At 70.7% G+C, this 25673-nt stretch carries 25 protein-coding genes and 1 tRNA gene; 9 read left to right on the forward strand and 17 right to left on the reverse strand.

Annotation, left to right across the window (positions count from 1 at the left end):
• Window positions 1–159: 159 nt before the first annotated feature.
• The gene (locus BM028_RS05145; protein WP_070417833.1) at window positions 160–603 is read left to right on the forward strand and encodes a MarR family winged helix-turn-helix transcriptional regulator; all 444 of its coding nucleotides are present in this window, start codon (window positions 160–162) and stop codon (window positions 601–603) included.
• Window positions 604–744: 141 nt separating this feature from the next.
• A complete protein-coding gene (locus BM028_RS05150; RefSeq protein WP_092385099.1) occupies window positions 745–2178 on the forward strand; it encodes an MATE family efflux transporter in 1434 nt (477 codons plus the stop codon).
• Window positions 2179–2287: 109 nt separating this feature from the next.
• Here the strand turns inward: BM028_RS05150 and BM028_RS18455 are convergent, their stop codons facing one another.
• Window positions 2288–2455: a hypothetical protein gene (locus BM028_RS18455; protein WP_175496003.1), complete on the reverse strand. Its 168-nt coding sequence runs from the start codon at window positions 2453–2455 to the stop codon at window positions 2288–2290.
• A 406-nt stretch (window positions 2456–2861) separates the two neighbouring features.
• On the opposite strand from BM028_RS18455, the gene BM028_RS05155 reads away from it, so the two are divergent.
• Window positions 2862–4001: an AI-2E family transporter gene (locus tag BM028_RS05155; RefSeq protein WP_092385101.1), complete on the forward strand. Its 1140-nt coding sequence runs from the start codon at window positions 2862–2864 to the stop codon at window positions 3999–4001.
• Between the two features lie 193 nt (window positions 4002–4194).
• Here BM028_RS05155 and argG read toward each other — a convergent pair whose 3' ends face one another.
• From argG to BM028_RS05190, 7 genes are all read right to left on the reverse strand, one after another.
• On the reverse strand, window positions 4195–5637 hold the full coding sequence (gene argG / locus BM028_RS05160) for an argininosuccinate synthase (protein WP_070417830.1): 1443 nt from the start codon (window positions 5635–5637) through the stop codon (window positions 4195–4197).
• 90 nt (window positions 5638–5727) lie between these two features.
• Window positions 5728–5802: transfer RNA gene (locus BM028_RS05165), tRNA-Arg, on the reverse strand.
• 13 nt (window positions 5803–5815) lie between these two features.
• Window positions 5816–6919 (reverse strand): epoxide hydrolase family protein, encoded by a 1104-nt coding sequence (locus BM028_RS05170; RefSeq protein ID WP_092385103.1) that lies wholly within the window; start codon window positions 6917–6919, stop codon window positions 5816–5818.
• A 122-nt stretch (window positions 6920–7041) separates the two neighbouring features.
• The gene (locus BM028_RS05175; RefSeq protein WP_092385105.1) at window positions 7042–7827 is read right to left on the reverse strand and encodes a CPBP family intramembrane glutamic endopeptidase; all 786 of its coding nucleotides are present in this window, start codon (window positions 7825–7827) and stop codon (window positions 7042–7044) included.
• A 90-nt stretch (window positions 7828–7917) separates the two neighbouring features.
• Entirely contained in the window at window positions 7918–8412 is a 495-nt protein-coding gene (locus BM028_RS05180) for an HNH endonuclease (protein WP_092385107.1), read from the reverse strand.
• A gap of 373 nt (window positions 8413–8785) precedes the next feature.
• Window positions 8786–9721 carry a C40 family peptidase gene (locus BM028_RS18840; protein ID WP_071294899.1) on the reverse strand — a complete coding sequence of 312 codons (936 nt, stop codon included), beginning with the start codon at window positions 9719–9721 and terminating at the stop codon, window positions 8786–8788.
• Between the two features lie 272 nt (window positions 9722–9993).
• Complete coding sequence (locus tag BM028_RS05190; protein ID WP_022906596.1) at window positions 9994–10689, reverse strand: iron-dependent transcriptional repressor DtxR; 696 nt, start codon at window positions 10687–10689, stop codon at window positions 9994–9996.
• Between the two features lie 186 nt (window positions 10690–10875).
• Between BM028_RS05190 and serC the strand changes: the two genes are divergently transcribed.
• Window positions 10876–11991 carry a phosphoserine transaminase gene (gene serC, locus BM028_RS05195; RefSeq protein ID WP_092385109.1) on the forward strand — a complete coding sequence of 372 codons (1116 nt, stop codon included), beginning with the start codon at window positions 10876–10878 and terminating at the stop codon, window positions 11989–11991.
• A gap of 81 nt (window positions 11992–12072) precedes the next feature.
• Here the strand turns inward: serC and BM028_RS05200 are convergent, their stop codons facing one another.
• Together BM028_RS05200 and BM028_RS05205 are read right to left on the reverse strand one after the other, a co-directional pair.
• Window positions 12073–12825 (reverse strand): DUF3027 domain-containing protein, encoded by a 753-nt coding sequence (locus BM028_RS05200; RefSeq protein WP_092385111.1) that lies wholly within the window; start codon window positions 12823–12825, stop codon window positions 12073–12075.
• Window positions 12825–13202, reverse strand: a complete 378-nt coding sequence (locus BM028_RS05205; protein ID WP_022906598.1) for a cold-shock protein — start codon at window positions 13200–13202, stop codon at window positions 12825–12827. The genes BM028_RS05200 and BM028_RS05205 overlap by 1 nt, the downstream gene beginning before the upstream one ends.
• Before the next feature lie 56 nt (window positions 13203–13258).
• Between BM028_RS05205 and BM028_RS05210 the strand changes: the two genes are divergently transcribed.
• From BM028_RS05210 to BM028_RS05230, 5 genes are all read left to right on the forward strand, one after another.
• Window positions 13259–13558 (forward strand): hypothetical protein, encoded by a 300-nt coding sequence (locus BM028_RS05210; RefSeq protein ID WP_092385113.1) that lies wholly within the window; start codon window positions 13259–13261, stop codon window positions 13556–13558.
• Window positions 13559–13586: 28 nt separating this feature from the next.
• Complete coding sequence (locus tag BM028_RS05215) at window positions 13587–15347, forward strand: helicase-associated domain-containing protein (RefSeq protein ID WP_092385115.1); 1761 nt, start codon at window positions 13587–13589, stop codon at window positions 15345–15347.
• Window positions 15348–15404: 57 nt separating this feature from the next.
• The gene (locus BM028_RS05220; RefSeq protein WP_092385117.1) at window positions 15405–17102 is read left to right on the forward strand and encodes a DNA repair helicase XPB; all 1698 of its coding nucleotides are present in this window, start codon (window positions 15405–15407) and stop codon (window positions 17100–17102) included.
• Window positions 17103–17153: 51 nt separating this feature from the next.
• The gene (locus BM028_RS05225; protein ID WP_017888045.1) at window positions 17154–17849 is read left to right on the forward strand and encodes a response regulator transcription factor; all 696 of its coding nucleotides are present in this window, start codon (window positions 17154–17156) and stop codon (window positions 17847–17849) included.
• Between the two features lie 80 nt (window positions 17850–17929).
• Window positions 17930–19639: a sensor histidine kinase gene (locus BM028_RS05230; RefSeq protein ID WP_070417820.1), complete on the forward strand. Its 1710-nt coding sequence runs from the start codon at window positions 17930–17932 to the stop codon at window positions 19637–19639.
• Between the two features lie 83 nt (window positions 19640–19722).
• On the opposite strand, the gene BM028_RS05235 is transcribed toward BM028_RS05230, so the two are convergent.
• From BM028_RS05235 to BM028_RS05265, 7 genes are all read right to left on the reverse strand, one after another.
• Window positions 19723–20655: an endonuclease domain-containing protein gene (locus BM028_RS05235; RefSeq protein ID WP_139219753.1), complete on the reverse strand. Its 933-nt coding sequence runs from the start codon at window positions 20653–20655 to the stop codon at window positions 19723–19725.
• Window positions 20656–20930: 275 nt separating this feature from the next.
• Window positions 20931–22550 (reverse strand): chaperonin GroEL, encoded by a 1620-nt coding sequence (gene groL, locus BM028_RS05240; protein ID WP_070417818.1) that lies wholly within the window; start codon window positions 22548–22550, stop codon window positions 20931–20933.
• A 258-nt stretch (window positions 22551–22808) separates the two neighbouring features.
• On the reverse strand, window positions 22809–23012 hold the full coding sequence (locus BM028_RS05245; protein ID WP_022903461.1) for a cold-shock protein: 204 nt from the start codon (window positions 23010–23012) through the stop codon (window positions 22809–22811).
• A 203-nt stretch (window positions 23013–23215) separates the two neighbouring features.
• The gene (locus BM028_RS05250; RefSeq protein ID WP_070417817.1) at window positions 23216–23797 is read right to left on the reverse strand and encodes a LytR C-terminal domain-containing protein; all 582 of its coding nucleotides are present in this window, start codon (window positions 23795–23797) and stop codon (window positions 23216–23218) included.
• The gene (locus BM028_RS05255; protein ID WP_229085283.1) at window positions 23794–24090 is read right to left on the reverse strand and encodes a DUF3263 domain-containing protein; all 297 of its coding nucleotides are present in this window, start codon (window positions 24088–24090) and stop codon (window positions 23794–23796) included. The genes BM028_RS05250 and BM028_RS05255 overlap by 4 nt, the downstream gene beginning before the upstream one ends.
• A 96-nt stretch (window positions 24091–24186) precedes the next feature.
• Window positions 24187–25188 carry a DUF2332 family protein gene (locus BM028_RS05260; RefSeq protein ID WP_092385121.1) on the reverse strand — a complete coding sequence of 334 codons (1002 nt, stop codon included), beginning with the start codon at window positions 25186–25188 and terminating at the stop codon, window positions 24187–24189.
• A complete protein-coding gene (locus BM028_RS05265; RefSeq protein ID WP_092385123.1) occupies window positions 25188–25661 on the reverse strand; it encodes a GNAT family N-acetyltransferase in 474 nt (157 codons plus the stop codon). The genes BM028_RS05260 and BM028_RS05265 overlap by 1 nt, the downstream gene beginning before the upstream one ends.
• Window positions 25662–25673: the final 12 nt, after the last annotated feature.

The raw sequence follows: 25673 nt of genomic DNA on the forward strand, positions 1-25673 counted from the left end.
TGCGTCGTCGAGCTGAGGATGAGCGGTTGGTGAGACCGCGTTTCCTGTGCAATCTACAAGGGGGGTCCCCCGTCGTGGCGATACCCCCGTTCGGGGCACGCCGTGAGCGGATCAGTTCGAGTGTTGACAGTTAGAGATCGAACGGTTAGCGTTCTGATCATGACGCAGCAGGCACCCCGGTTCGACACGCCTCTCCAGCAGATGCGCTGGATCGGGTGGGCGCAGCGCAAGGCGGCCGAGGAATGGGTCCGCGAACGCGACCTCACCCAGGAGCAGAGCTTCGTGCTCGGGTACCTGCAGCACACGCCCGGCGCGATCCAGCGCGACATCGCCGACATCACCCGGACGAGTGCGGCCAGCGTCTCGAGTCTCCTGCAGGGACTCGAGCGCCGCGGGCTCGTCGAACGCCGGGCGGACGCCGAGAACGCCCGGACGAAGCGGGTCTTCGCCACCGACGAGGGGATCGCTCTCATCGCCGGCTTCGAGGACGCCATGATCGCTCTCGACGACGTCCTGCTCGCGCCGCTCGACGCCCACGAGCGCGCCACCCTGCAGGAGCTCCTGCACAAGGTGACCGCGGAACTGCCGGAACCCACCCGGTGACCTGACCCGCGCCTCCAGGCCCGTCCAGGAGGCGCGACCCACCCCCCACGCGTCGGCACCCGCCGATCGCGTCATCAGTCATGCCCTGCGGCGCCGACCGACGGTCGGCGCGCGCTCCGCCCTGCCCAGAAGGAGGCAGCCATGAGTACCACAGCACCCGACACCGCCGCGGCGAAGAACCGCTGGTACCTGTCCGCCGCACCGATCGGCCGCGCGCTCGTCCACCTGTGCGTCCCGATGGCCGCCGCGATGGTCGTCAGCGCCGTCTACAACGTCATCAACGCCGGCTTCATCGGATCGCAGCACGACACCTCGCTGCTCGCCGCGATCACGTTCGGCACCCCGCTCCTCGGCATCATCATGGCCGTCGGCGGCGTGTTCGGCGTCGGTGGCAGTGCCCTCATGTCGCGCATGCTCGGGGCCTCGGAACACGATCCCGCCAAGGCCGAGGACATCAAGCGCGTCGCCTCCTTCGCCCTCTGGGGAGCCGTCGTCACCGGTGTGGTCCTCGCCCTGCTCGGCCTGGTGTTCCTGCACCCGCTCGTCGCCGTGCTCGGAGCAGACGCCGCCGCGGTGCCCGCCACGAGCGCGTACGTCTCGGTCATGCTCGCGTTCGTGCCGGTGCTCGCCGCGTCGTTCGCCCTGGAGCAGATCGTCCGGTCCGAGGGGGCGGCACGGCAGGCCATGGTCGGGCTCGTCCTGTCGACCGTCGGGAACCTCGTGTTCGACGTGCTCTTCATCCTCGTGCTGCACTGGGGCGTCGCCGGTGCCGCACTCGCCGTCGGCCTCGGCAACGTCGTGGCAATCGGCTACTGGATCGTCTGGCTCCAGCGGAACAGCGCGAACGTGAGCTTCGCACCGAAGTGGTTCACGCTGCGGGCGGACATCCTCAAGCCGGTGTTCGGTATCGGCTCGAGCGAACTGCTGCAGTCCGGGTTCCTCATCGTGACGACCCTCGTGCTGAACAACCTCGCGGCCGCCTACGGAGACGACCCGCTCGCGGCGATGGGCGTCGCCGTCCGCATCGCCCAGGTCCCGGAGTTCCTCGTGATGGGCGTGACCATCGGCGTGCTGCCGCTGCTCGCCTACGCCTTCGGCAAGGGCGATGCCGTTCGGCTCCGAGCCGCACTCCGCGGTGCCGCGTTCACCGTCGGGACGATCGTCCTGCTGTTCTCCGGCACGGTGTTCGTCTTCCGCGAGCAGGTCTTCACGGTCTTCTCCGGCGACCACTCGGTGCTCGCGATCGGCCTGACCATCCTCACGGCGCAGCTCGTCGCCACGATCGTGAACGGGTTCACCGGGCTGCTGACCTCGCTGTTCCAGGCCACCGGGATGGTGCTGCCGGCCATGGTGCTGTCGATGGCGCAGGGCGTGCTGTTCATCCCGATCGTGATCGTCGGGAACCTGTGGTTCGGGCTCGCCGGGATCATCTGGGCACTGACCGTGACCGAGGTGCTCGTGTTCGTCGCGGCGCTGGTGCTCTGGCTCGCGTCGCGCGGGCGGATCGCCCGCGGCCTCGCCGAGGGCTCGCCGGAGCGGGCGGACGCCGCGCTCGAGGAGGCGGCGGCGGTCTGACGGGACGCCACGACGGACGGGAGGCGCGGTGCCGGCTGGCACCGCGCCTCCCGTCCGTCAGGTGGCCGCGACAGCTCGTCGCTGGCCGGCCGGCTCGTCGGCGGTCGGTTCAGAGCTGTTCGCCGAGGAAGTCCGCGTAGGACGGCTCGTCCCACGTCGGGCCGACCGCGCGGAGCGTCTCGTCCGCGCCGCCGAGGCGCGCGGCGAGCAGGCCGGCGATGTCCTCGGGCGAGCGCATGCCGTGGCGGTGCCAGTCCTCCTGGCGGCGGGGGGTCACGCGAGCACCAGCTCGACGACGGACACGGCCAGCGGGCCGAGGGGGGTGCGAGGTGAACCGACGAACAGTTCGGCGGGGTGCGAGAACACGTGGACAGTGGCGGTCACGTCGACCAGCCCTTCGTCGGAGTGATGCGCACTCCGGATCCGATCGGACCGTCCCGTTGCGCCAGACCCCGCAGACCGCGAGGAGCATCAAAGGCGACGGAACCCTGAGTCGGTCCGATGTCCCCCAGCGTACTGTCGCGCGACCGTCGGCACGAGAACCGTCCGGAACGCGCACCGGGCGCCCGCCGCCACGTCCTCATCGGATCTCGGACGACGCCGAGCCGTGACCGACGCCGCCCCGGCCGGATCGCCGTCGCCCCGGTACGGTGGGCGGGCACACCCGTACCCCGAGGAGCCCCATGCCCCTGTTCGGCACCCCGCAGCCCCCGCACCCCGACGCACCGCCGAGCCAGGTGGCGAAGCAGTGGTCCGACTCGTTCGGCGCTCTGGCCACCCGCTGCCTGCAGATCATCGTCGTGCTCGTCGTCGTGATCGGCATCGTCTACGCCGCCGCCACGCTCAGCGTCGTCACGATCCCGGTGCTGCTCGCCCTCATCATCGCGTCGGCCATGCACCCCGTCGTGTCCTGGCTGCGGCGGCACCGGGTGCCGTCCGTCCTCGCGACCCTCGCCGTCCTGATCGGCGTGCTCGTCGTGCTCGGCCTCGTCGGCTGGCTCATCGTCGTGGCCGTCATCTCGCAGTGGCCCGACCTGCAGAAGTCGGCCCTGAGCGGGTTCGACCAGCTCCAGGACTTCGCGTCGACGCTGCCGATCTCGATCGACCAGTCGCAGATCGACGATGCCGTGAAGGGCATCCAGGACTTCGTCACCAGCTCGCAGTTCGGTTCCGGCGCGCTCGCGGGGGCATCGGCCACGGCGAACTTCCTCACCGGCCTCGTGCTGATGATCGTGGTGCTGTTCTTCTTCCTCAAGGACGGTCCGGCCATCTGGGAGTTCCTCCTCCGTCCCTTCACCGGTGCCCGCTACGACCGTGCTCGGCGCGTGGGTGACCGGGTCGTGCAGACGCTCGGCGGCTACGTCCGCGGGACCGCCACCGTCGCCGCGGTGGACGCCATCGGCATCGGCGTCGGCATCACGATCGTCGGGGTGCCGCTCGCGCTGCCCCTCGCCGTCGTCGTGTTCATCACGGCGTTCATCCCGATCGTCGGTGCGACCGCGGCCGGCATCCTCGCCGCCCTCGTCGCCCTCGTCGCGCTCGGCCCCGTCCAGGCGCTGATCGTCGTCGGCATCGTCGTCCTCGTGAACCAGCTCGAGGGCAACCTGCTCCAGCCCGTCCTGATGGGCAAGACGCTCAAGCTGCACGGCCTCGTCATCCTGATCGGCCTGACCGCCGGCACGGTGCTCGCGGGCATCACCGGCGCGATCATCTCGGTGCCGCTCCTCGCCGCCGCGTGGGGCGTCGTGCAGGTGTGGGACGGGCCCGACAAGCCGGCGCGCCCGTGGCGGCAGAAGCGCGTGGAGTCCGCCGAGGCGCGCTGACGCGGGCGGGGGCTTTCCGCCGCGTGTTCCACGTTCCGCCAGTCGATCGACAGGCGGAATGTCGAACGATGTACGCGCATCCGATGCACGCGCACACTCCGACGAACCACGTGTCGATCGACGCGTGTGACGTCGCAGAGAAGGGGGCCTCCGCACGTGGCGGAGGCCCCCTTCGTCGTGGTGCAGACCGGCGTCAGTCGGTGCCGGAGTCGAACGCCGCACCCTCGGATGCGAGGTCCGTCGCACGACCGAGCGCGTCATCGGCATCCGAGGTGACGACCGCGCCGCCGAGGATCTCCTCCGACTCACCCGACTCGAGCTCGCCGACGAGGTCGCCCGTCGCCCCGCCGATGAGCCCGGCGGCGGCGTACTGCTCGAGGCGTGCCCGCGAGTCGGCGATGTCGAGGTTGCGCATGGTCAGCTGGCCGATGCGGTCGTCCGGGCCGAACGCAGCGTCGCCGACACGCTCCATCGAGAGCTTGTCCGGGTGGTACGACAGCGCCGGGCCCGTGGTGTCGAGGATCGTGTAGTCGTCGCCGCGACGCAGGCGCAGGGTGACCTCGCCGGTGACGGCCGAGGCGACCCAGCGCTGCAGCGACTCACGCAGCATGAGGGACTGCGGGTCGAGCCAGCGCCCCTCGTACATGAGGCGACCGAGACGGCGACCCTCGGTGTGGTACGACGCGACGGTGTCCTCGTTGTGGATCGCGTTGAGCAGGCGCTCGTAGGCGATGTGCAGCAGTGCCATGCCCGGCGCCTCGTAGATGCCGCGGCTCTTCGCCTCGATGATGCGGTTCTCGATCTGGTCGGACGCGCCGAGGCCGTGGCGGCCACCGATCGCGTTCGCCTCGTAGACGAGCGCCACGGCGTCGGCGTACTCGACCCCGTTGATCGCGACGGGGCGACCGGCCTCGAAGCGGACGCTCACGACCTCGGTGGCGACCTCGACGTCGTCACGCCAGGCGGCGACGCCCATGATCGGCTCGACGATGTCCAGGCCGCTCGAGAGCTCCTCGAGGCTCTTCGCCTCGTGCGTGGCACCCCAGATGTTCGCGTCGGTCGAGTAGGCCTTCTCGGTGGAGTCGCGGTACGGGAAGCCCCGGGCGACGAGCCACTCGCTCATCTCCTTGCGGCCGCCGAGCTCCTCGACGAACTCGGAGTCGAGCCACGGCTTGTAGACGCGCAGCCGCGGGTTCGCCATCAGGCCGTAGCGGTAGAACCGCTCGATGTCGTTGCCCTTGTACGTGGAGCCGTCGCCCCAGATGTCGACGCCGTCCTCCTTCATGGCGCGGACGAGCATCGTGCCCGTCACGGCGCGACCGAGGGGCGTCGTGTTGAAGTAGGTCTTGCCGCCGGAGCGGATGTGGAAGGCACCGGTCTGCAGGGCGACGAGGCCCTCTTCCACGAGGGCGCTCTTCGCGTCGACGAGTCGGGCGATCTCGGCACCGTACTCGTGGGCACGACCGGGGACGGCGTCGATGTCCGGCTCGTCGTACTGGCCGATGTCGGCCGTGTACGTGCAGGGCACCGCTCCCTTCTCGCGCATCCAGGCGACCGCGCAGGAGGTGTCGAGACCTCCGGAGAACGCGATGCCGACTCGTTCGCCGACGGGGAGACTGCTCAGGACCTTGGACACGACGTCAATCGTACGGGGAGTCCAGCCGGTACATCGACGCGAGAAGTGCCCCTGGCCGGCGCTGCAGGGACTCGAACCCCTGCGACCTGCTGGTGCCCCTGGAGGGACTCGAACCCCCAACCGTTTCCTTAGGACGGAACTGCTCTTCCATTGAGCTACAGAGGCTGGCCCACCCACTCTAGCGGCGGAACGGCTCCAGGAAGGCCCGGAGCTCGTCGACGAACAGCCCCGGCTGCTCGAACGCCGCGAAGTGCCCGCCCCGGTCGAGTTCGTGGTGGTACACGAGATTCGTCGTCCGCTCGAGCCACTCCTTCGGCGCCCGCACGAGGTCCCCCGGGAAGATCGAGAACCCGGACGGCACCTCGACCCGACGCTCGAGCTGCGCTGCAGGAACCGCAGCGTTCACGTGGTACATCCGCATCGCCGACCCGATCGTCGCCGTCGCCCAGTACTCGGTGAGCAACGCCAGGACCTCGTCCCGCGTGTACACCGACCAGAGGTCCCCGCCGCAGTCGCTCCACGAGCGGAGCTTCTCGACGATCCACGCCGCGAGCCCGGCCGGGGAGTCGTTCAGGCCGACCGCCGCGGTCTGCGGCTTGGTCCGGTGCATCATCGCGTAGGCGCCTTCGTCGGTACGCCACCGCTCGGTCTCGGCGACGAAGGCACGCTCCGCCTCGGACAGCGTCGACGGGTCGAGCCCGGGCCAGGCGAGCCCGCCGTCGATCCGGTGCACGGCGTCGACCCGCTCGGGGTGGTCGAGCGCGAGGTACCGCACGACGTGCGTGCCGATGTCCCCACCGGACACCGCGAACCGCTCGTACCCGAGGTCGGTCATCAGCGTCGCCCACATCCCGGCGACGGCCCGTGCGTCGATCGGCTGCGGCGGGGCGTCGGAGAACCCGTAGCCGGGCATGTCCGGCACGATCACGTCGAACCCGGCGTCGACGAGCATCGGCAGCACCTTGCGGTACCGCCACCCGGAGTCCGGCCAGCCGTGCGCGAGCAGCACGGGCAGCGCACCCGGCGTCGCCGCGCGGGCGTGCAGCACGTGGATGCCGACGCCGTCCACCTCGACCCGGCGGGACGGCAGTGCGGCGAGTGCCGCCCGGTGCGCGTCGAAGTCGAACCCGTCTGCCCAGTACTCGACGAGCGGGCGCAGCTCGTCGACGTCGATGCCGAGCGACCACCCGGTCCCGGCGGGCGCATCCGGCCAGCGGGTCGCGCGCAGGCGCGCACGCAGGTCGTCGATCGTCGCGTCGTCGATCTCGGGGGTCTCCGTCATGGCGGCACGCTACGCCCGCCCACCGACAGCGGGTCGCCACGGCCGACACGGTCCTGGTCCGGCACCGGGACGGACTGGAGGCGCGGTGCGGGCCCAACCCGCGCCTCCCGTCCGTCACGGTGTCAGGCGGCGATCCGCCGGCTGCGGTCGCTCCCCCGGAACGTCGCCCACACCACGGCCAGCGCCGCGACGCCGATCACCCACTCCAGGACGCCGACGAGGCTCGTCATCGGCGACACCTCGCCGTGCTGCGCCGAGAAGGCGGAGAAGTCCCACAGCGCGTGCAGCACCATCGACCAGACCAGGCTGCCGGTCGTCCGCCGGAGGACGTAGAACGCGGTGCCGACCAGGAACGTGTTGACGACCTGGGCGAGCGTCGGGCCGAGGGCCTGCCCGGCGAAGAAGTTGAGCGAGTGCATCGCCGCGAACGCCGCCGTGCTGAGGAACCACACCATCGGCTCGGCGAACCGGCTGCGCAGGGCGGTGAGCAGGAGGCCTCGGGTCGTGAGCTCCTCGGTGAACCCGACCAGCAACAGTGCGATCGACGCCGCGAGGAACGGCCCGTCGAAGGCCGCCCAGTCGGTGATGGTCAGCCCGAGCACGGCGAGGAGCGCCAACGCGATCGGCACGGTGATCGGCCACCGGTGTCGACTCGGGTGCTCGTCGGACAGGGCCGGCCGCCACCAGCCGAGCAGCGTGGTCGTGACGGCCAACAGGACGGACGCGACGATGAGCGAGAGCCCCGCGCCGAAGAAGAGGTCGTGTCCGTTCCGGCTCAGGTCGGTGTACGGCACCCCGCCGAGTCGTTGGACGGTGAAGACGACGACCATGTAGCCGAGCCAGACCGCGAAGCCGATCCAGACCCGGGGGCGGACGCGGAGGTGTGACGGAGTTCCCTGGTGCTCCATGTCTCGAGCATGGCACGGAGACGGACTGGAGGCGCGGGTCGGGCCCGACCCGCGCCTCCCGTCCGTCACGGCGTCAGCCGCGCGGTACCGCTACGCGGCCACCAGGTACTCGTCCCACTCGGACTGCGGGCGCTCGATGCCCCGCACCACCCACGAGGAGCCGTGCGGCGCCTTCGGGCGGAAGCGGAGCCGCCACCCCATCTCCTGCGGGGTGCGGTCGCCCTTGGCGTTGTTGCACGCCAGGCAGCAGGCGACGAGGTTCTCCCACGAGTCCTCGCCCCCGCGCGAGCGAGGCTGCACGTGGTCGATCGTGGTGGCGTGCCGATCACAGTACGCGCACCGGTTGGCGTCGCGGCGGAGGACGCCCCGGCGCGACACCGGCACGAGTCTCGAGTGCGGGATGCGGACGTACCGGGTGAGGATGATGACGGACGGACGGTCGTAGGAAGACGTCGACCCCGTGACCGGGTGGTCGAGGTCGGCGGCGACGATGGCGGCCTTCTGGTTCATGACCAGCACGAGGGCCCGACGGAACGAGATCACCGCGAGGGGCTCGTAACCGGCGTTGAGGACGAGAGTGCGCATGGGTTCCCTTCCGACGTGCCTGGACGGCTTCCAGGCTGTGCGGGTGCGTCGGACCGGGGTACCGCGCAGGTGACCTCCGCTCGCGCGAACGGCCCCTGAACCACGAAGAGCACCACCCGGATGGGCAGTGCTCACGTCATGCAGGGGCGTGCTCGTGCACGCAGGCGGTGGTCGACCATATGTCGACGTGCGCGCGCCGACCCATGGTGCGGGTCGTGCGGAACGCTGACATGGGGTCTCCCTGCTCGGACCGTTCGGGCCGGTGCACGGTCAGGGTACGTCAGAAACCGGCCCGGCACGAGAGTGCACGGGCCGGTTCCGGCGATGTTCACGGGATCGATGCCCGCGGTACGGGTCAGATGCCGAAGCGGAGTCAGATGCCGAAGCGGACGATGTGGTAGTCGCTGGTCCAGATCGGGCGGATCGACACGGAGCCGCCGGGCTTCGGCGCGTCCATGATCATGCCGTTGCCCATGTAGAAGCCGTCGTGCGCCTCGTTGTTGAAGATGACGACGTCACCCGGCTGCGCCTCGGACTCGGGGATCGTGGTGCCGGCCTGGTCCTGCAGCGGCACGGAGTGCGCGAGGTTGATGCCGTACTGCGCGTACACGAACATGACGTAGCCCGAGCAGTCGAAGCCCGACGGGTCCGCGCCGCCGAAGACGTACGGGGTGCCGATGTACTGCTTGGCGGTGGCGACCACGGCCGGCAGCGAGAACGGGGTGTTCGCGGCGGTCGACGAGGCGACGTAGTCGGAGGCGCTCGGACCCGTGTACGACGCGTACTGCGAGGCGGTCTGCGCGCGGGCGGCCTGGGTGGCCGCGGCCTGCTCGGACGCCTGCTTCGCCGCGGCGTCGGCGGCCTTCTGCGCTGCCTCGGCGTCGAGCGTGGACTGCGCCGTCGCACCGTAGCCGTCGCGGCTCGTGCCGGCGAGGGCGACCGCGTCGGAGACGGAGAAGTTCTGGGCCTCGGTCGTGCGGACCTGGCGCTGCGCGGTCGCGGCGTCCGTCCCGGTCGACTGCTGCGTCGCGGCGAACGCCGGGGCGACCGCGACGGTGCCGAACATGCCCGCGGCCACGGTCAGGACGACCGGCGCGAGGAAGCGGCGCTTGCGGGCCGACGAGCTCGCCTTGGTGGAGGCGGCGGTACGCGCGGCCTGGGCGGCACGACGGCCGCCGGGGAGCGGAGCGTCGCGCACCGGGGTGACGGCGCGGGCTGCTCGGCGCGAGAGGGGGGCGTCGGTGGCGTTCGCGGTGTTCGTCGGGTTCGCGGGCGTCTGGTCGTCCGCGGCGGAACCGGTCTGCGTCAAGGGTGTCTCCGGCGTCTCGTCACCACTGCCAGCGGGGGTGATCGCCGACCGTGCAACCCCATCCGTTCGTCATCGTTTCCGATCGAGACAGGAGACGGGTTCGAGACGTCCTGTCACGGGTCCTGGGCCTCGTGGGTGGCCGGCGGACTCGTCGAGTGTACGTGCCGACCGTTACCTTGTCGAGATGAAACCGCCGCTTTGTAACGAATCGGTAAAGAAGCCCTGATCAGGCCGCAGAAACGCGCCCCGCCCCAGTTTCAGGGGCAGACAGGTCAGGAGCGCTCGATGTAGACGTGCTGCGCGACCTCGGTCGGGAGCTCGATGCCCGCGTCCTCGCCGTCGACGCGCACGGCGACGTAGGCCCCTGCGCGCTGCACGCTCGCGACCCGGCCGGGCATGACACCGGCGGACCGCAGCTGGTGGAGGAGCTCCGGTTCGAACTGCACGGGCTCGCCCAGGCGGCGGATGACCCCGGTGGCGACCGCGTCGGTGCCCTCGGTCGCGGCGACGATGTTCTGCACGCCGTCGAGGAAGCCGGGTGCGGCCGGGCCACCGATCTCGGCGAGACCCGGGATCGGGTTGCCGTACGGCGACTCGGTCGGGTTGCCGAGCATCTCGAGCAGACGGACCTCGACCTGCTCGCTCATCACGTGCTCCCAGCGGCATGCCTCGTCGTGGACGAACGCCCAGTCGAGACCGATGACGTCGGAGAGCAGACGCTCGGCGAGCCGGTGCTTGCGCATCACGTGCGTCGCGCGCGAGCGTCCTTCGTCGGTGAGTTCGAGGTGCCGGTCGCCCGAGACGACGACGAGGCCGTCGCGCTCCATGCGGGCGATGGTCTGCGAGACGGTGGGGCCCGAGTGACCGAGGCGCTCCGAGATGCGGGCGCGCAGCGGCACGATCGCCTCTTCCTCGAGGTCGAGGATGGTGCGAAGGTACATCTCCGTGGTGTCGACGAGATCGGTCACGGTCCGCCTCTCATGTCTGGGCCCAGCGCGCCCCACCCTACTTGTTCGAGGCGACATGGAATGACCAACACTTGCAAGGTGCAAGAAAGTCCGTGCGCGATGCGGCCAGGAGGCGCGGCGTCGGCCCGCCCCGTCCGGCCGGTACACGGTCACTCGCGCTGGGATACCGCTCGTTAGGATCGGTGCATGGCAGACATCGTCATCCCCGCCGAACTCCTCCCGACCGATGGCCGATTCGGCTGCGGACCGTCCAAGATCCGTGGCGCGCAGCTCGAGTCCCTCGTGACCCGCGGCGCGACGATCCTCGGCACGTCCCACCGCCAGAAGCCCGTCAAGGACCTCGTGGGCAGCGTCCGCGCCGGCCTCGGCGACCTGTTCGACCTGCCAGAGGGCTACGAGGTCGTCCTCGGCAACGGCGGCTCGACCGCGTTCTGGGACGCCGCCGCGTTCGGGCTCATCGAGCGCCGGGCCGAGAACCTGTCCTTCGGCGAGTTCGGCTCGAAGTTCGCCAAGGCCGCCGGCGCCCCCTGGCTCGAGGCGCCGCACGTGGTCGAGGCCCCCGGCGGATCCCTCGCCCCGCTCGAGATCGTCGAGGGCGTGGACGTCTACGCCTACCCGCACAACGAGACCTCGACGGGTGTCATGGCGCCGGTCGTCCGCGCCGCCGGGGACGCCGGCGCACTCACCGTCGTCGACGCCACGAGCGCCGCCGGTGGTGCTGCGTTCGACGTCAGCGCCACGGACGTCTACTACTTCGCCCCGCAGAAGAACTTCGCCTCGGACGGTGGCCTCTGGCTCGCACTGTTCTCCCCCGCGGCGATCGAGCGTGTCGAGCGCATCGCCGCGAGCGGCCGGTACATCCCCGAGTTCCTCTCGCTCAAGAACGCCGTCGACAACTCGCGGCTGAACCAGACGCTGAACACCCCGGCGCTCGCGACCCTGATCCTCCTCGACGACCAGGTCCGCTGGATCAACGAGTCCGGCGGCCTCGCCTGGGCCGACACCCGCACGAAGACCTCGTCGTCGACGCTCTACGACTGGGCGGAGTCGGTCGACTACGCGACGCCGTTCGTGACCGACCCCGCAGCCCGGTCGCAGGTCGTCGCCACGATCGACCTCGACGACTCGATCGACGCCAAGGCCGTCGCCGCGACGCTGCGCCGGAACGGGATCGTCGACACCGAGCCGTACCGGAAGCTCGGCCGCAACCAGCTCCGCATCGCGACCTTCACGGCGATCGACCCGGACGACGTCGCGAAGCTCGTGCAGGCGATCGACTTCACGGTGAACGCCCTGCGCTGACGCGGTCGGTCCGCACGACAGGAGGCGCGGTGCCAGCTGGCACCGCGCCTCCTGTCCGTCCGGGAACCGGTCGGTCGCCCGTCAGGCGCGGTGGTGCTCCGGGTCGACCTCGCCGGCGTCCAGCCGGTCGACCTCGAGGTCGGCGTCCGGGTCGACCGGGCGCACCCGCTGGGTGCGACGGCGGCCGCGGGCCGGCTCGGCCGGTGCGTCCTGCTGGCCGGCGACGTCGGTGTCCGCGTCGTCGGTGTCGTCGTCGGAGTCGTCGGTGTCGTCCTCGGACCCGTCCAGCTCGTCGACGTCCACACCGTCGATGTCGTCGTCGTCCGGCTCGTCGAGGTCGTCCTCGTCGGCGTCGAAGTCGTCCTCGTCGTCCGCTTCGTCGTCGTCGGACTCGTCGTCGTCCGAGTCGTCGTAGTCGGCGTCCTCGTCCGCGTCGTCCTCGTCGCCGTCGAAGTCCTCGTCGTCGTCCTCGTCAGACTCGTCGTCGTGCTCGCCCTCGGCACCGTCGGCGTCCTGGCCGGCCCGGTACTCGGCGAGCCGCTCGGACCACGGCACCCAGTCGGGCGCCAGCAGCGAGCCGTCACCAGGCATGAGCTCGACCTCGAGCACGGTCGGCTCGTCACCGGACACCTGGGCGATCGAGACGGTCCAGCGCCAGCCGGGGTACCCGGCCATGCGGTTGGCGAACAGCACCGAGACGACGCCGTCACCCTCGTCGACGGTCCCGGCGAACGCGCCGACGGTCGACTCGGGGGTCACCTCGAGCAGCGCCGTGCGGGCGAGCGCGGTGAGGTCCTCGGAAGGGGCAGGAGCAACAGGGGAGGTATCGGTCATCACGCGTCCAACTGGTCAGCGACGTGCCGCAGGATCGCAGCGATTCGGGTGCCGTTCTTCGGGTACCGGCCGTGCCGGAAGTCCCCGCTGATCCGGTCGAGCTCCTTCACGAGGTCCTCGACGATCACGGCCATGTCGTCCGCCGATCGTCGCGACATCTTCGCGAGGGACGGCTGCGGGTCGAGGAGCCGCACGGACAGCGCCTGCGACCCCTTCTTCCCCTGGACGACGCCGTACTCGAGCCGCGAACCGGCCTTCACCGACGTGACGCCGTCGGGGAGCGAGGACGCGTGCAGGAAGACGGGTTCGCCGTCGTCGCCGGTGATGAACCCGAACCCCTTCTGGTCGTCGTAGAACTTGACCTTGCCGGTGGGCATTCGTCGGTCTCCTCGTGATCGTGGAACGGCCGTGGTGCGTCGGATATCCTGGGTCGATGGCCAACCCGACCCGGCCCACCGGGAACACGCAGGACTCCGCGGAACCCCCGGTGACGTTCAATCGTACCGAACGCGCCCTCGCGTTCATGGTCGGCGGGATCTTCATCGCCGCCTTCCTCTGCATGGCCGCCATGATCGTGATGTGGCTGACCGTCCCCAGCGCCCAGGGATCGATGCCCTGGCCCGTGATCATGGCGATCCCGCTGGTCGGCTTCCCGATCGGCATGGTGCTCGTGTTCACCCTCCTCGGCATCACCTGGACCCGTCGGGCCCGAGCGAACCGGACGGCGCGCTGAGGACCGCGTCGGACGAGCGCGGCGGACGATGACGACCACCGCAGACCTCGCCGCCCGGCTCCGGGCGATGCCGGACGACGCCCTCGAACGGCTCGTCGTGGCGCGCCGGCTCCCCGCGGCGGTCCTCGCCGAGACCGGCCCGCTGCGCATCTCGGACTTCTTCGACCTCGCCGAGGCGCTCCGTACCGACGACGCGGTCGACGCCGCGATCGAGCACCTGCCCCGTCGGACGCTGCTCGCGCTGCGTGACGGCGCGGGCTCCACCGACGACCTCGCCCCGGCGGTCGCGCTCGGTCTGGCGGACGAGGACGGCGGCGTCGACGACGCGGTGTCGGCCCGACTGGCCGCCCACGACGAGATCGCCGGTCTCCCAGGAGGCGCGGATCACCCCCGCCCCGTCGCTCCGGTGGACGAGACGGGCGACGACGAGCGCGCCCGGACGACCGGCGCGGAGCACGCCTTCGCGACGATGACCGTGCTCGCCGAACTCCTCCGGGCGGTGTCCGAGGGCGCGGTGCGCGAGCTCGTGAAGGGCGGCATCGGCACCCCGCTCGCGAAGACGCTCGGCGAGCGTGCCGGCGCGGACCCCGTCGTGGTCCCCGGCCGCCTGGCACTGCTCGAACGGATCGGGTTCGCGGACACGGGCAACGGGACGTGGGCGACCACGGCGGCGGGCGACGCCTGGCTCGTCGCGAGCTGGCCGGACCGCTGGTCGACGCTGGTGTCGGCATGGCGGGACGCACTCGACCCCGCCGTCCGGAGCGTGCTCGACGTGGCCGGCGACGACCTGCGCGACCTCGTGTCGGCCGGCCGGTGGGCGTACCCGGCGGGCTCGCGCTGGCTCGACGCGGTGCTGCTCGACGTCGCGGGCACCGCGGCCGCACTCGGGCTCACGGTCGACGGCCGCGTGACGAGCACCGGCCGTGCACTGCTGGACGGAGACCCGGCCCCCGCTGCGGAGGACCTCCCCCGCACCGTCGACGCCGTGTACCTGCAGCACGACCTCACGGTCATCGCACCGGGACCGCTCGCGCCGGTCGACGACGCCGCCCTCCGGACCGTCGCCGTGCTCGAGGCACCGGGCCTCGCCGCCCGGTACCGCATCTCCGAGGACTCGCTCCGCCGCGCGTTCCGGGCCGGCCACACCCGGCAGGACGTCGTCGCGCTGCTGGAACGACTGTCCGCGACGGGCCTGCCGCAGCCGCTCTCCTACCTCGTCGACCAGGTGTCCTCGCGGGACGGCAGCATCGTGGTCGACGTCGGCGCCGACGGGGTCGGGGCCCGCGTGCACGGTACGCCCGACCAGCTCGACCTCATCGGGGTGGACGCCGAGCTCCGGCAGCTGGCGTGGGAGCGCAGCGACCTGACCACCCTGCTGACCCGCTACCCGCCGCACGTCGTCCACACGGCGCTCGAGGACCAGCGCTACCCGGCCGTCCTGACGGCCGCAGCCCGCCCCGCGACGGGATCCGTTCCTCCAGGCCGTCGACGCACCACCGGACGCAACCCGGAGCAGGCGGCGCACGCACTCGTGGAACGGCTCCGCGTCACCACCGAGCGCGGCGAGGCCGAGCCCGAGCAGGAGTGGCTGGGGCGGCAGATCGACCTCGCCGTCCGGGGTCGCACGCCGATCCGCCTGACGGTGCGCATGCCGGACGGCTCCGAGCGGCCGTTCTCGATCGTGCCGACCTCGGTCGCCGCCGGACGCGTGCGGGGACGCGACACGGCCGTCGACGTCGAGCGGACGCTCCCGCTCTCCCTCGTGGTGGCTGTGGAGAGCGACGCCTGATCCACAGGTGAGCCGATCCGCGCTGGTTCGCAGCCGAGCGGCCTAGGCTGATCCGTCATGAACGGACCGCTGATCGTGCAGAGCGACCGCACCGTGCTCCTCGAGGTCGCGCACCCCGACGCTGAGGACGCACGGCACGACCTCGCGGTGTTCGCCGAGCTCGAACGCGCGCCGGAACACGTGCACACGTACCGCATCACCCGACTCGGCCTGTGGAACGCGCGGGCGGCCGGGCACGACGCCGAGAGCATGATCCACACGCTCGAGCACTTCGCGAAGTTCCCCGTCCCGCAGAGCGTCACGGTGGACATCCGCGACACCGTGGCACGGTACGGCCGACTCGTCATCCGGCGCGAAGAGCGTCCGGACGCGCCGGCGATCGCGAACTCCCCGGCCGAAGAGCTCGAGCGCCAGCCGGTCCTGCTCCTCACCGCGTCCGAACCCACGGTCCTCGCCGAGGTCATCCGCTCGAAGCGGATCAAGCCGCTGCTGGGCGACATGCGCTCCCCGGAAGAGGTCGAGCTGCTCCCGTGGGCACGCGGGCAGATCAAGCAGGAGCTCGTGAAGCTCGGCTGGCCGGCCGAGGACCTCGCCGGGTACACGCCCGGGCAGCCGCACCCGATCGACCTCGACACCGACGACTGGCACCTGCGTCCCTACCAGGAACAGGCGGTCGACACGTTCTTCGCGCAGGGCTCCGGCGTCGTCGTGCTGCCCTGTGGTGCCGGCAAGACGCTCGTGGGCGCCGGGGCGATGGCGACGGTCAAGGCGACGACGCTCATCCTCGTGACGAACACCGTCTCGGCCCGGCAGTGGCGGTCCGAGCTGCTGCGCCGGACCACCCTCACCGAGGACGAGATCGGCGAGTACTCGGGCAGCGTGAAGGAGATCCGTCCGGTCACGATCGCGACGTACCAGATCCTCACCGCCCGCCGGAAGGGCGAGTACACGCACCTGTCGCTCCTCGACGCCCTCGACTGGGGACTCATCGTCTACGACGAGGTGCACCTGCTGCCGGCGCCGGTGTTCAAGCTCACCGCCGACCTCCAGGCCCGGCGGCGACTCGGGCTCACGGCGACCCTCGTGCGCGAGGACGGGCGCGAGGGCGACGTCTTCTCGCTCATCGGGCCGAAGCGCTACGACGCCCCGTGGAAGGAGATCGAGGCGCAGGGGTACATCTCCCCCGCCGCCTGCTACGAGGTACGCATCGACCTGCCGCACCAGGACCGCCTCGAGTACGCGGCGTCCAGCGACGACGAGCGGTACCGGCTCGCGGCGACCTCGCCGGCGAAGACCCCGGTGGTGCGCGAGCTCATCGAGAAGCACCGCGGCGAGCAGATCCTCGTGATCGGGCAGTACATCGACCAGCTCGACTCGCTCGCCGAGTCCCTGGACGCCGCCGAGATCACCGGTTCGACCCCCGTCGACGAGCGGGAGCGGCTCTACCAGGCCTTCCGCGAGGGGTCGATCGACGTGCTCGTCGTCTCGAAGGTCGCGAACTTCTCGGTCGACCTGCCCGACGCGACGGTGGCGATCCAGGTGTCCGGCTCGTTCGGTTCCCGTCAGGAAGAGGCCCAGCGACTCGGCCGACTCCTCCGCCCGAACAAGGACGGGCTGCCCGCGTCGTTCTACACGCTCGTCACGCGGGACACCGTCGACCAGGACTTCGCGCAGAACCGGCAGCGGTTCCTCGCGGAGCAGGGGTACTCCTACACGATCCTCGACGCCGACCAGGTCCAGGCGGTCGTGGGCTGACGCACCAACCGCTCTCAGGAAACCACTAGGGAACGGTCAGAAGATAGGACCATGAGCGATGGCCCCAAGATCCTGATCGTCGACGACGAGCCGAACATCCGCGACCTCCTGACGACCTCGCTGCGTTTCGCCGGCTTCGCCGTGCGCGCGGTGGGCAACGGAGCACAGGCGATCTCCGCCGTGCTCGAGGAAGAGCCGGACCTGATCATCCTCGACGTCATGCTGCCCGACATGAACGGCTTCGGCGTCACCAAGCGCCTGCGGTCGTCGGGCTACACCTCCCCGATCCTGTTCCTCACCGCCAAGGACGACACCGAGGACAAGATCACCGGCCTCACCGTCGGCGGCGACGACTACGTCACGAAGCCGTTCTCCCTCGACGAGATCGTCGCCCGCATCAAGGCGATCCTCCGTCGCACGATGAACGACGAGGAAGACGCGATCATCCGCGCCGGCGAGCTCACGATGGACCAGGACACGCACGAGGTCACGATCGGCGACGCGCAGATCGAGCTCTCGCCGACCGAGTTCAAGCTGCTCCGCTACCTCATGCTCAACCCGAACCGCGTGCTGTCGAAGGCGCAGATCCTCGACCACGTGTGGGAGTACGACTTCAACGGCGACGCCGGCATCGTCGAGTCCTACATCTCCTACCTGCGCCGCAAGCTCGACCAGTACTCGGCCGAGCCGATCATCCAGACCAAGCGCGGGTTCGGCTACATGCTCAAGGCGTCCAAGGCCTCGTAGGTCTCCCCGATCCCTCGGGGTTCGTCTTCACGGCGGTCGTCCGGTTTCACCGGGCGACCGCTGTCTATCGTTGGGGCAGCATGCACACGCGAATGAGCCGCTGGTGGGACGGGATCTCCCTGCGCACCAAGATCACCGGGATCACGGTGCTCCTGGTGGCGCTCGGACTGCTCGTCGCGGGGCTCGGCACGATGACGGTGCTGTCGACGTACCTCATGGCCCAGCTGGACAACAACGTCCGTCAGACGACGGAACAGCTCGAGGGTCAGAACATCAGCGACGGTGAGCAGTACTGCAAGCTCTCCGTCGTCCTCTCGCAGAGCGCGTACGTCGCCGCCTACGACTCCGCCGGCAAGCAGATCTGCCAGACCCCGGCGTCGAGCCGCCCCGACATCCACGAGCTCGACTTCTCCTCCGCGGCGCAGACCAGTTCTCGCTTCTCGCTGTACGACAGCCAGCACAACCACGAGTGGCGTGCGCAGGTCATCCCGGCGTCCCTGCAAGACCAGTCGACCGGCACCACGCAGGCCGGGTACGTCCTGGTCGCGGTGTCGAGCGCCGACACCGACCAGACCGTCCTGCGATTCACCGCCATCTTCCTGAGCTTCGGTGCCTCGGTGATCCTGCTCGGCGCCATGCTCACGCGGCTCCTCGTGACGGCGACCTTCGACCCCCTGCGCGACGTCGAGGACACCGCCGCCCGGTTCGCCGCCGGTGACTTCAACCAGCGCCTCGAAGCCGACACCCCCAACACCGAGGTCGGTCGACTGAACCGGTCCCTCAACTCCATGCTCGAGCGCATCGACTCCGCGTTCGAGGACCGGCAGCGCACCATCGACCAGATGCGTCGGTTCGTCGGGGACGCCTCCCACGAGCTCCGCACGCCCCTCGTGTCGCTCCGCGGGTACGCCGAGCTCTACCGGATGGGCGCGCTCCGCAAGGAAGAGGACGTCGCCCAGGCGATGGAGCGCATCGAGAAGGAAGCCCAGCGCATGGGCCTCCTCGTGCAGGACCTGCTGCAGCTCGCCCGCATCGACGAGTCGAAGCCGCTCGAGCTCGGCCCGGTCGACCTCGTCGCCATCGCCCGTGACTCCGCGCTCGACACGATGGCGTCGAACCCCGACCGCGAGATCCAGGTGCTCGTCGAGGACTCGGTGACCGGCGAGAGCGTGCCGCACGCGGTCCGTCCGGCGTCAGCACCCGCCTCGGCCCCCGGTTCCGGCGACGGGCCCCCGGCATCGCCGACGTCCGCGAACACGACCGGCCCCATCGCGTTCTCGCGCCAGACGATCGCGCGACTCCGCGCCCGCCGCACCCGCGCGATGGGCGTGGACGGCACGGCTGCCCCCACCGACGAGACCACGCCGCTGCCCACCGTCGTGCTGCCGAAGCGGCCGCCGATCGTCCTGGCGGAGGAGAACAAGATCCGCCAGATCGTGACGAACCTCATGGGCAACGCCATGCGCTTCACGGAGCACGACGACCCGATCGAGATCGGCATCGGCGTGGACGACGAGCGTGGGATGGCGCACATCGACGTGATCGACCACGGCGAGGGCATCCCGCCGCAGTTGCGCGACAAGATCTTCCAGCGCTTCTGGCGTGCCGACACCTCGCGCGCACGGGACACCGGCGGCTCGGGCCTCGGGCTCGCGATCGTCTCGGGCATCGTCGCGGCGCACCACGGTTCGGTCGAGGTGTTCGACACCGAGGGCGGCGGCGCGACCTTCCGCGTGTGGCTCCCCCTGCTCCCCCGCGACTACGCCGCCCCCGCGCCCGCCGGCGCGTGACGCCCGCGGGCGTGCCGCCCGCCCGCTCGCTGGCCCACGCCTGCCCACCCGCGCCCACCCCCGTCCCGAGCGGGCACTATCTGTCACGTTCGACGCTCCAGACCGGCACGAACCGCCCGGTCGGCGGTCGACTGGCCGCGTGTCCTGCCCGCTCGCAACGCGAAGGCCTGACGCAGTCGCTCGAACATGACCGCTGGACGAGCGGCATCGGCAGCGGTGACGTGGATCACGAGCCAGCCGTTCACCTCGAAGCCGTTCCGGCGACGCTGGTCGTGGTGGAAGGTCTCGCGCTCCCGGTGGTGGTCACCGTCGTACTCGAGGGCGATGCGGTACTCCGGCCAGGCCATGTCGACGCGTCCGAGGAACACGCCAGCACCGTCGAGGACGTCGAGGTTGAGCTGCGGCTCGGGGAACCCCGCGTCGACGACGGCGAGACGGACGCGGGTCTCCATCGCTGACTCCGCTCCGACACGGATCAGCTCCAGCGCAGCACGCGCTGTCCGAGATGCTCGTGCCCCAGGTCGGATCGCCTCGGCGAGCTCATCGATGGTCGCGAGTCCGCTCCGACCAACGAGGTGATCACCGATCACCACCAGGTCGGCGAGTTCGAGTAGCGACGCACACTCGAACCACATCTGCGCCGGTGCGCTCACCCGTTTGCCACAGTGCAGTCGGACGTCCGTCGATGCCGACCGGTGCCCCACCACTCCGGTGCGCCGCATGGCGTTGTCCGACGCCGAGGTGACGTGCACCGGGCCGTTGCGAGCAGCCGACGGCAACGGTGCGCCCCAGATCGACGCCGCACTGGTGTGGCTGAAGTGCTGGTCGGGTCGGAGCACCACCGCGATCGCGTCGATCCGACTGACCGTCGAACCGGCACGAGCGCGCACACCGTGGACGGGCGACTCGAGGTCACGACGCCGGAGTCGACCCGCGGGGATGTCCCGCGCAAGCGCGTCCCGAACGCGGAACGGGGTGTACTGGAACGGCACCGGAAGGGGATGTGCGTCGCGCATGCGCACCATCGTCGCCAAGAGGTGCCCAACGGAGGATCTTCGGGAGGCGACCTGTGGAGAACCGCCGAGCCGCGCCTCCTGTGCGGGAACAGTCTCGAGACTGAACGGGCAGAACACGCCGCGCGTGGTTCGCGGAGCGGGCAAAAGGTGCCGCCGGGCACCGGCGAGCGTGACGTATTTCGCCCACTCGGCGCCCCCGCCCGCCCGTCGGGGCACCCCCCGCACGCGGAAGGGCCCCGCACGCGCAGCGTGCGAGGCCCTTCCGTCAGGACTGCTCAGAAGTCCATGCCACCCGTCGGGTCGCCGGCCGGAGCAGCAGGGGTGCGCTCGGGCTTGTCGGCGACGACGGCCTCGGTCGTGAGGAACAGACCGGCGATCGACGCAGCGTTCTGCAGCGCCGAGCGCGTGACCTTGGCCGGGTCGATGATGCCCGCGGCGACGAGGTCGACGTACTCACCGGTCGCGGCGTTGAGGCCGTGACCCGACTCGAGCTCGCGGACCTTGGCGGCGACGACACCCGGCTCGAGACCGGCGTTCAGCGCGATCTGCTTGAGCGGCGCGTCGATCGCGACGCGGACGATGTTCGCACCGGTCGCCTCGTCGCCCTCGAGCTCGAGGGTGTCGAGCACGACGGACGCCTGGATGAGGGCGACGCCACCACCGGCGACGATGCCCTCTTCGACAGCGGCCTTCGCGTTGCGGACGGCGTCCTCGATGCGGTGCTTGCGCTCCTTGAGCTCGACCTCGGTCGCGGCACCGGCCTTGATGACGGCCACGCCACCGGCGAGCTTCGCGAGGCGCTCCTGGAGCTTCTCGCGGTCGTAGTCGGAGTCGGTCGCCTCGATCTCGGAGCGGATCTGACGGACGCGGCCCGCGATCTGCTCCTCGTCGCCGGCACCCTCGACGATGGTCGTCTCGTCCTTGGTGATGATGACCTTGCGGGCCTTGCCGAGCAGGTCGAGCGTCGCGTTCTCGAGCTTGAGGCCGACCTCTTCCGAGATGACCTGGCCGCCGGTGAGGATCGCGATGTCCTGCAGCATGGCCTTGCGACGGTCGCCGAAGCCCGGGGCCTTGACGGCGACGGACTTGAAGATGCCGCGGATCTTGTTCACGACGAGCGTGGCCAGGGCCTCGCCGTCGACGTCCTCGGCGATGATCAGGAGCTGCTTGCCCGCCTGGATCACCTTGTCGACGACCGGCAGGAGGTCCTTGATGTTCGAGATCTTCGAGTTGACGATCAGGATGTAGGCGTCCTCGAAGACGGCTTCCTGACGCTCGGGGTCGGTCACGAAGTACTGCGACAGGTAGCCCTTGTCGAAGCGCATGCCCTCGGTGAGCTCGAGCTCGGTGCCGAAGGTGTTCGACTCCTCGACGGTGACGACACCTTCCTTGCCGACCTTGTCGATGGCCTCGGCGATGAGCGCGCCGATGGTCGGGTCAGCGGCCGAGATCGACGCGGTCGCGGCGATCTGGTCCTTGGTCTCGATGTCCTTCGCGTTGGCGAGGAGCTGGTCGGAGACGGCGGCGACGGCCTTCTCGATGCCGCGCTTGAGCGACACGGGGTCGGCACCGGCGGCGACGTTGCGGAGGCCTTCGCGGACGAGGGCCTGGGCGAGGACGGTCGCGGTGGTCGTACCGTCACCGGCGACGTCGTCGGTCTTCTTGGCGACCTCCTTGACGAGCTCCGCACCGATCTTCTCGTACGGGTCGTCGAGCTCGATCTCCTTGGCGATGGAGACACCGTCGTTCGTGATCGTGGGGGCGCCCCACTTCTTCTCGAGGACGACGTTGCGGCCGCGCGGGCCGAGCGTCACCTTCACGGCGTCAGCCAGGATGTTCAGGCCGCGCTCGAGGCCACGGCGGGCCTCCTCGTCGAAAGCAATGATCTTAGCCATGTGAGTTTCTCGTCCCTCCCGGACGTCGTCATGGGGGTCGTGCTGGCACTCAGCGTGAGCGAGTGCCAACGCCGATTCTGGCACTCGCAGGGGTCGAGTGCAACACCGCCAGGAGGCGCGGGTCGAGTTCCCAGGACACGCACCGACACGAGCGACGAACGCCGCGCACGCCGCCCCGCGGCGACGAACGCCGGTCGCCGCACACGGACGAACGCGCCGCCCCGGACGGGACGGCGCGTTCGCGAGGTGGTTGCCGGGTCAGGCGGGACGGACCGATTCGGCCTGCGGCCCCTTCGACCCGGTGCCGACGTCGAACGTCACTGCCTGGCCCTCCTCGAGGACCTTGTACCCCGACATGTCGATTGCCGAGTAGTGCACGAACACGTCCTGGCCCCCTCCATCGACGGTGATGAAGCCGAAGCCCTTCTCGGCGTTGAACCACTTCACGGTTCCGTTGGCCATGATCTCTTGCTCCCTGCGGTGGTGCTGGTGCGGACGGCGTAGTCGCCGTCTTGGGGAGACTCTTACCGAACAATGCCGACAGGGCAAGAGGTGTGACGTTGTTTCACGTCGATTCCGACAAGAATCAACGTGCTCGAAACACGGCCGTCACAAATGCGCGCACCACGACCCGGAGAACGCGACCAGGAATGCGCCGGGAACGATCAGCCGGCGTAGTCCGCGCCGAGCACGACGCTGATGTCGGCGTTCGGGAACGCCGCCGACTGCTGCACCGCGGTCGTGCCGAGCGACTTCGCGATGCCCTGCGCCACGGCGGCCTGTGCGGCCTGCTGGTAGTACACGATCGTCGAGGTCGCCCCGGTCGTGCCGGCGTCGCCCGTCGACGTCACCTTCCACCCGGCCGAGGTCAGCGCCGCGCTGCCCTTCGCCGCGAGGCCGGTCGTCGACGTGCCGTTCAGGACGACGAGCGTCGTCGCACCCTGGTCGGCCGGGGTCCCCGCGGCCGGTGCCTGCGACGCCGACGAGGACGCGGACGACGACGGCGCCGCCGATGCGGACGCCGACGCCGAGGCCGAAGCCGACGGCGATGCCGAGCCGGTGAACGAGTAGCTGCCGTTCAGGAGCGCGAGCGCGACGACGCAGACCCCCACGATGACACCAGTGGCGAGCGCCGCCCACGCGAACGCGATCCACCCGCGCCCACGCCGCTGCGCACCGCGGTGCGCCCCGACCCGGGGGCCGTCGGCGACGTCGTCGAACCGGTCTCGGGGGTATCTCGTCGTCATCGTTCCTCTTCACGTCCTTCGGGAGCTGCACCGGGCGCGACGAAGCTGCGCGCTGCCCGGGCACTGGTGCGCGCGTACCGGAGCCGCTGCAGCCGGGAGACCAGCTGCGGGTCGTACGCGAGCGCCGCGGGCGAGTCGATCACACGGTTCAGCACCTGGTAGTACCGAGCGGGCGACATGTCGAACTCGACCCGGATCTCCGCTTCCTTCGTGCGGTCGTGCCGTGCCCGGTCGTGCTCGAACGCGAGCACGTGCTTGGCGAGCTCGTCGAGCTCGACGGGTGTGGCGGTCACTGCGGTTCCGATCACGGTGGGGGAACGGGTCTCGCACATCGTAGGGGTGGAGGTCATCCGCACCCTGGCACGCCGCTGGACTGTCGCGAAGACCGGTCACAGGTTCGGATCGGCCACCCACCGGACACGGACCCCGAACGGGTCCGAGACGGCCAGGGCCACACCGTCGAGCGACGCGGTCGCGAACGCGTCCGGATCCGCCGGGTCGACGTCGTCCGGCAGGGTCGCGGCGACCCCGCTGAGGATCCCCGTGCGTTCCAGCGCGATCCAGTGCACGCCCCGCTCGCGCACCCGGTCGACGAACCGCTGGCGGTCCGCGCCGGGGACGTACACGAGGGTCCCGGTGGTCAGGACGACCGGCACGACGTCGTCCGGCAGGGCCTCCAGTGCGCGGTCGAGGTCGCCCGGCAGGGTGCCCCGGATGCGGACGGGAGGCGCGGCGAGCGTCGCACGCGCAGCCTCACGCATCAGGGCGGTGCGGTCCGTCGCCTCGGGCGGGACGGCCTCGACGAGCCGGTCGAACGCCCCGGGCCCGGCGAGGTCGATCGGGTTCGGGTCGAGGGCCACCCGCGCCCGGACCTCGATCGGCTCCGCTGCCGGTGCCGGCACCGCGCCGTTGGCCGCCGCGACGAGGTGCAGGCCGGGCTCGACGGACGCGGTGTGCATCCGGACGACCTCGGACCGCGCCCCGACGACGTAGTCGAGCGTCACCCGGTCCGGGATCGAGCAGAGCCCCGCCGCCGCCCCCGCGTCGACGAGGCCGAGCGGCCGCCCGACCCGCGCGGCGAGCGCCGCGAACAGCGGGACCACCGGGGCCAGGCGTCTGGGGTCGTTGGCCTGCACCGTGGCGGAGGCGAGGGCGGCGACCAGGGCGGGTCGCGCCTCCTGGACCAGCGCGCGCAGCGCACCGGGGTCCGCCGGATCGGCGCCCAGGCGACGGGCGACCGCGAAGAGGAGTTCCGGCTGCCGCTTCGACTCCGGGACGTCGTCGAGCACGGACACCGTGCCGTCGTCCACCGACCGCGCCCACGCGGCGTAGGACGGCGAGACGCTCGCGATGCGCTCCGCGTAGGCGGCGTACCGCTCCCGCGTGTCCATCAGCGACCGGGACGGTGCATGCCGACGTGGCGGATGCCGGCCTCGTCGTACGGCGCTCCGAAGCGGACGAAGCCGTGGCGCTCGTAGAGTCCGGCGACGTACTCCTGGGCGTGCAGGACGAACGGCTCGTGCCCGTGCGCATCGAGCACCGCGGCCACGAGGCGACCGGCGATCCCGCTCCCGCGGTGTCCGGGGTCGGTGGCGACCCGGCCGATCACCCAGGCGGGTGCTGCCGAACCGTCCGGGTGGACCTCGTCCGGTGCGGGTCGGATGAGCCGCAGGTACCCAACCGCTCGGTCGTCGGTGCCGAACCACCAGTGCTCGGTGTCCGGTTCACGGTCACGGCCGTCGAAGTCCTCGGCCGTGACGCGTTGTTCCAGTGCGAACACGCGGTTCCGGAGCACCACGATGCCGTACAGTTCGTCCGTCGTCAGACGGTCCCAACGGGCGTGGTGCACGGAATGTTCGGACATCGTCGCGAGTTT

Origin of the sequence: Curtobacterium sp. YR515 (assembly GCF_900113095.1) — a bacterium.
Classification (GTDB): Bacteria; Actinomycetota; Actinomycetes; order Actinomycetales; family Microbacteriaceae; genus Curtobacterium.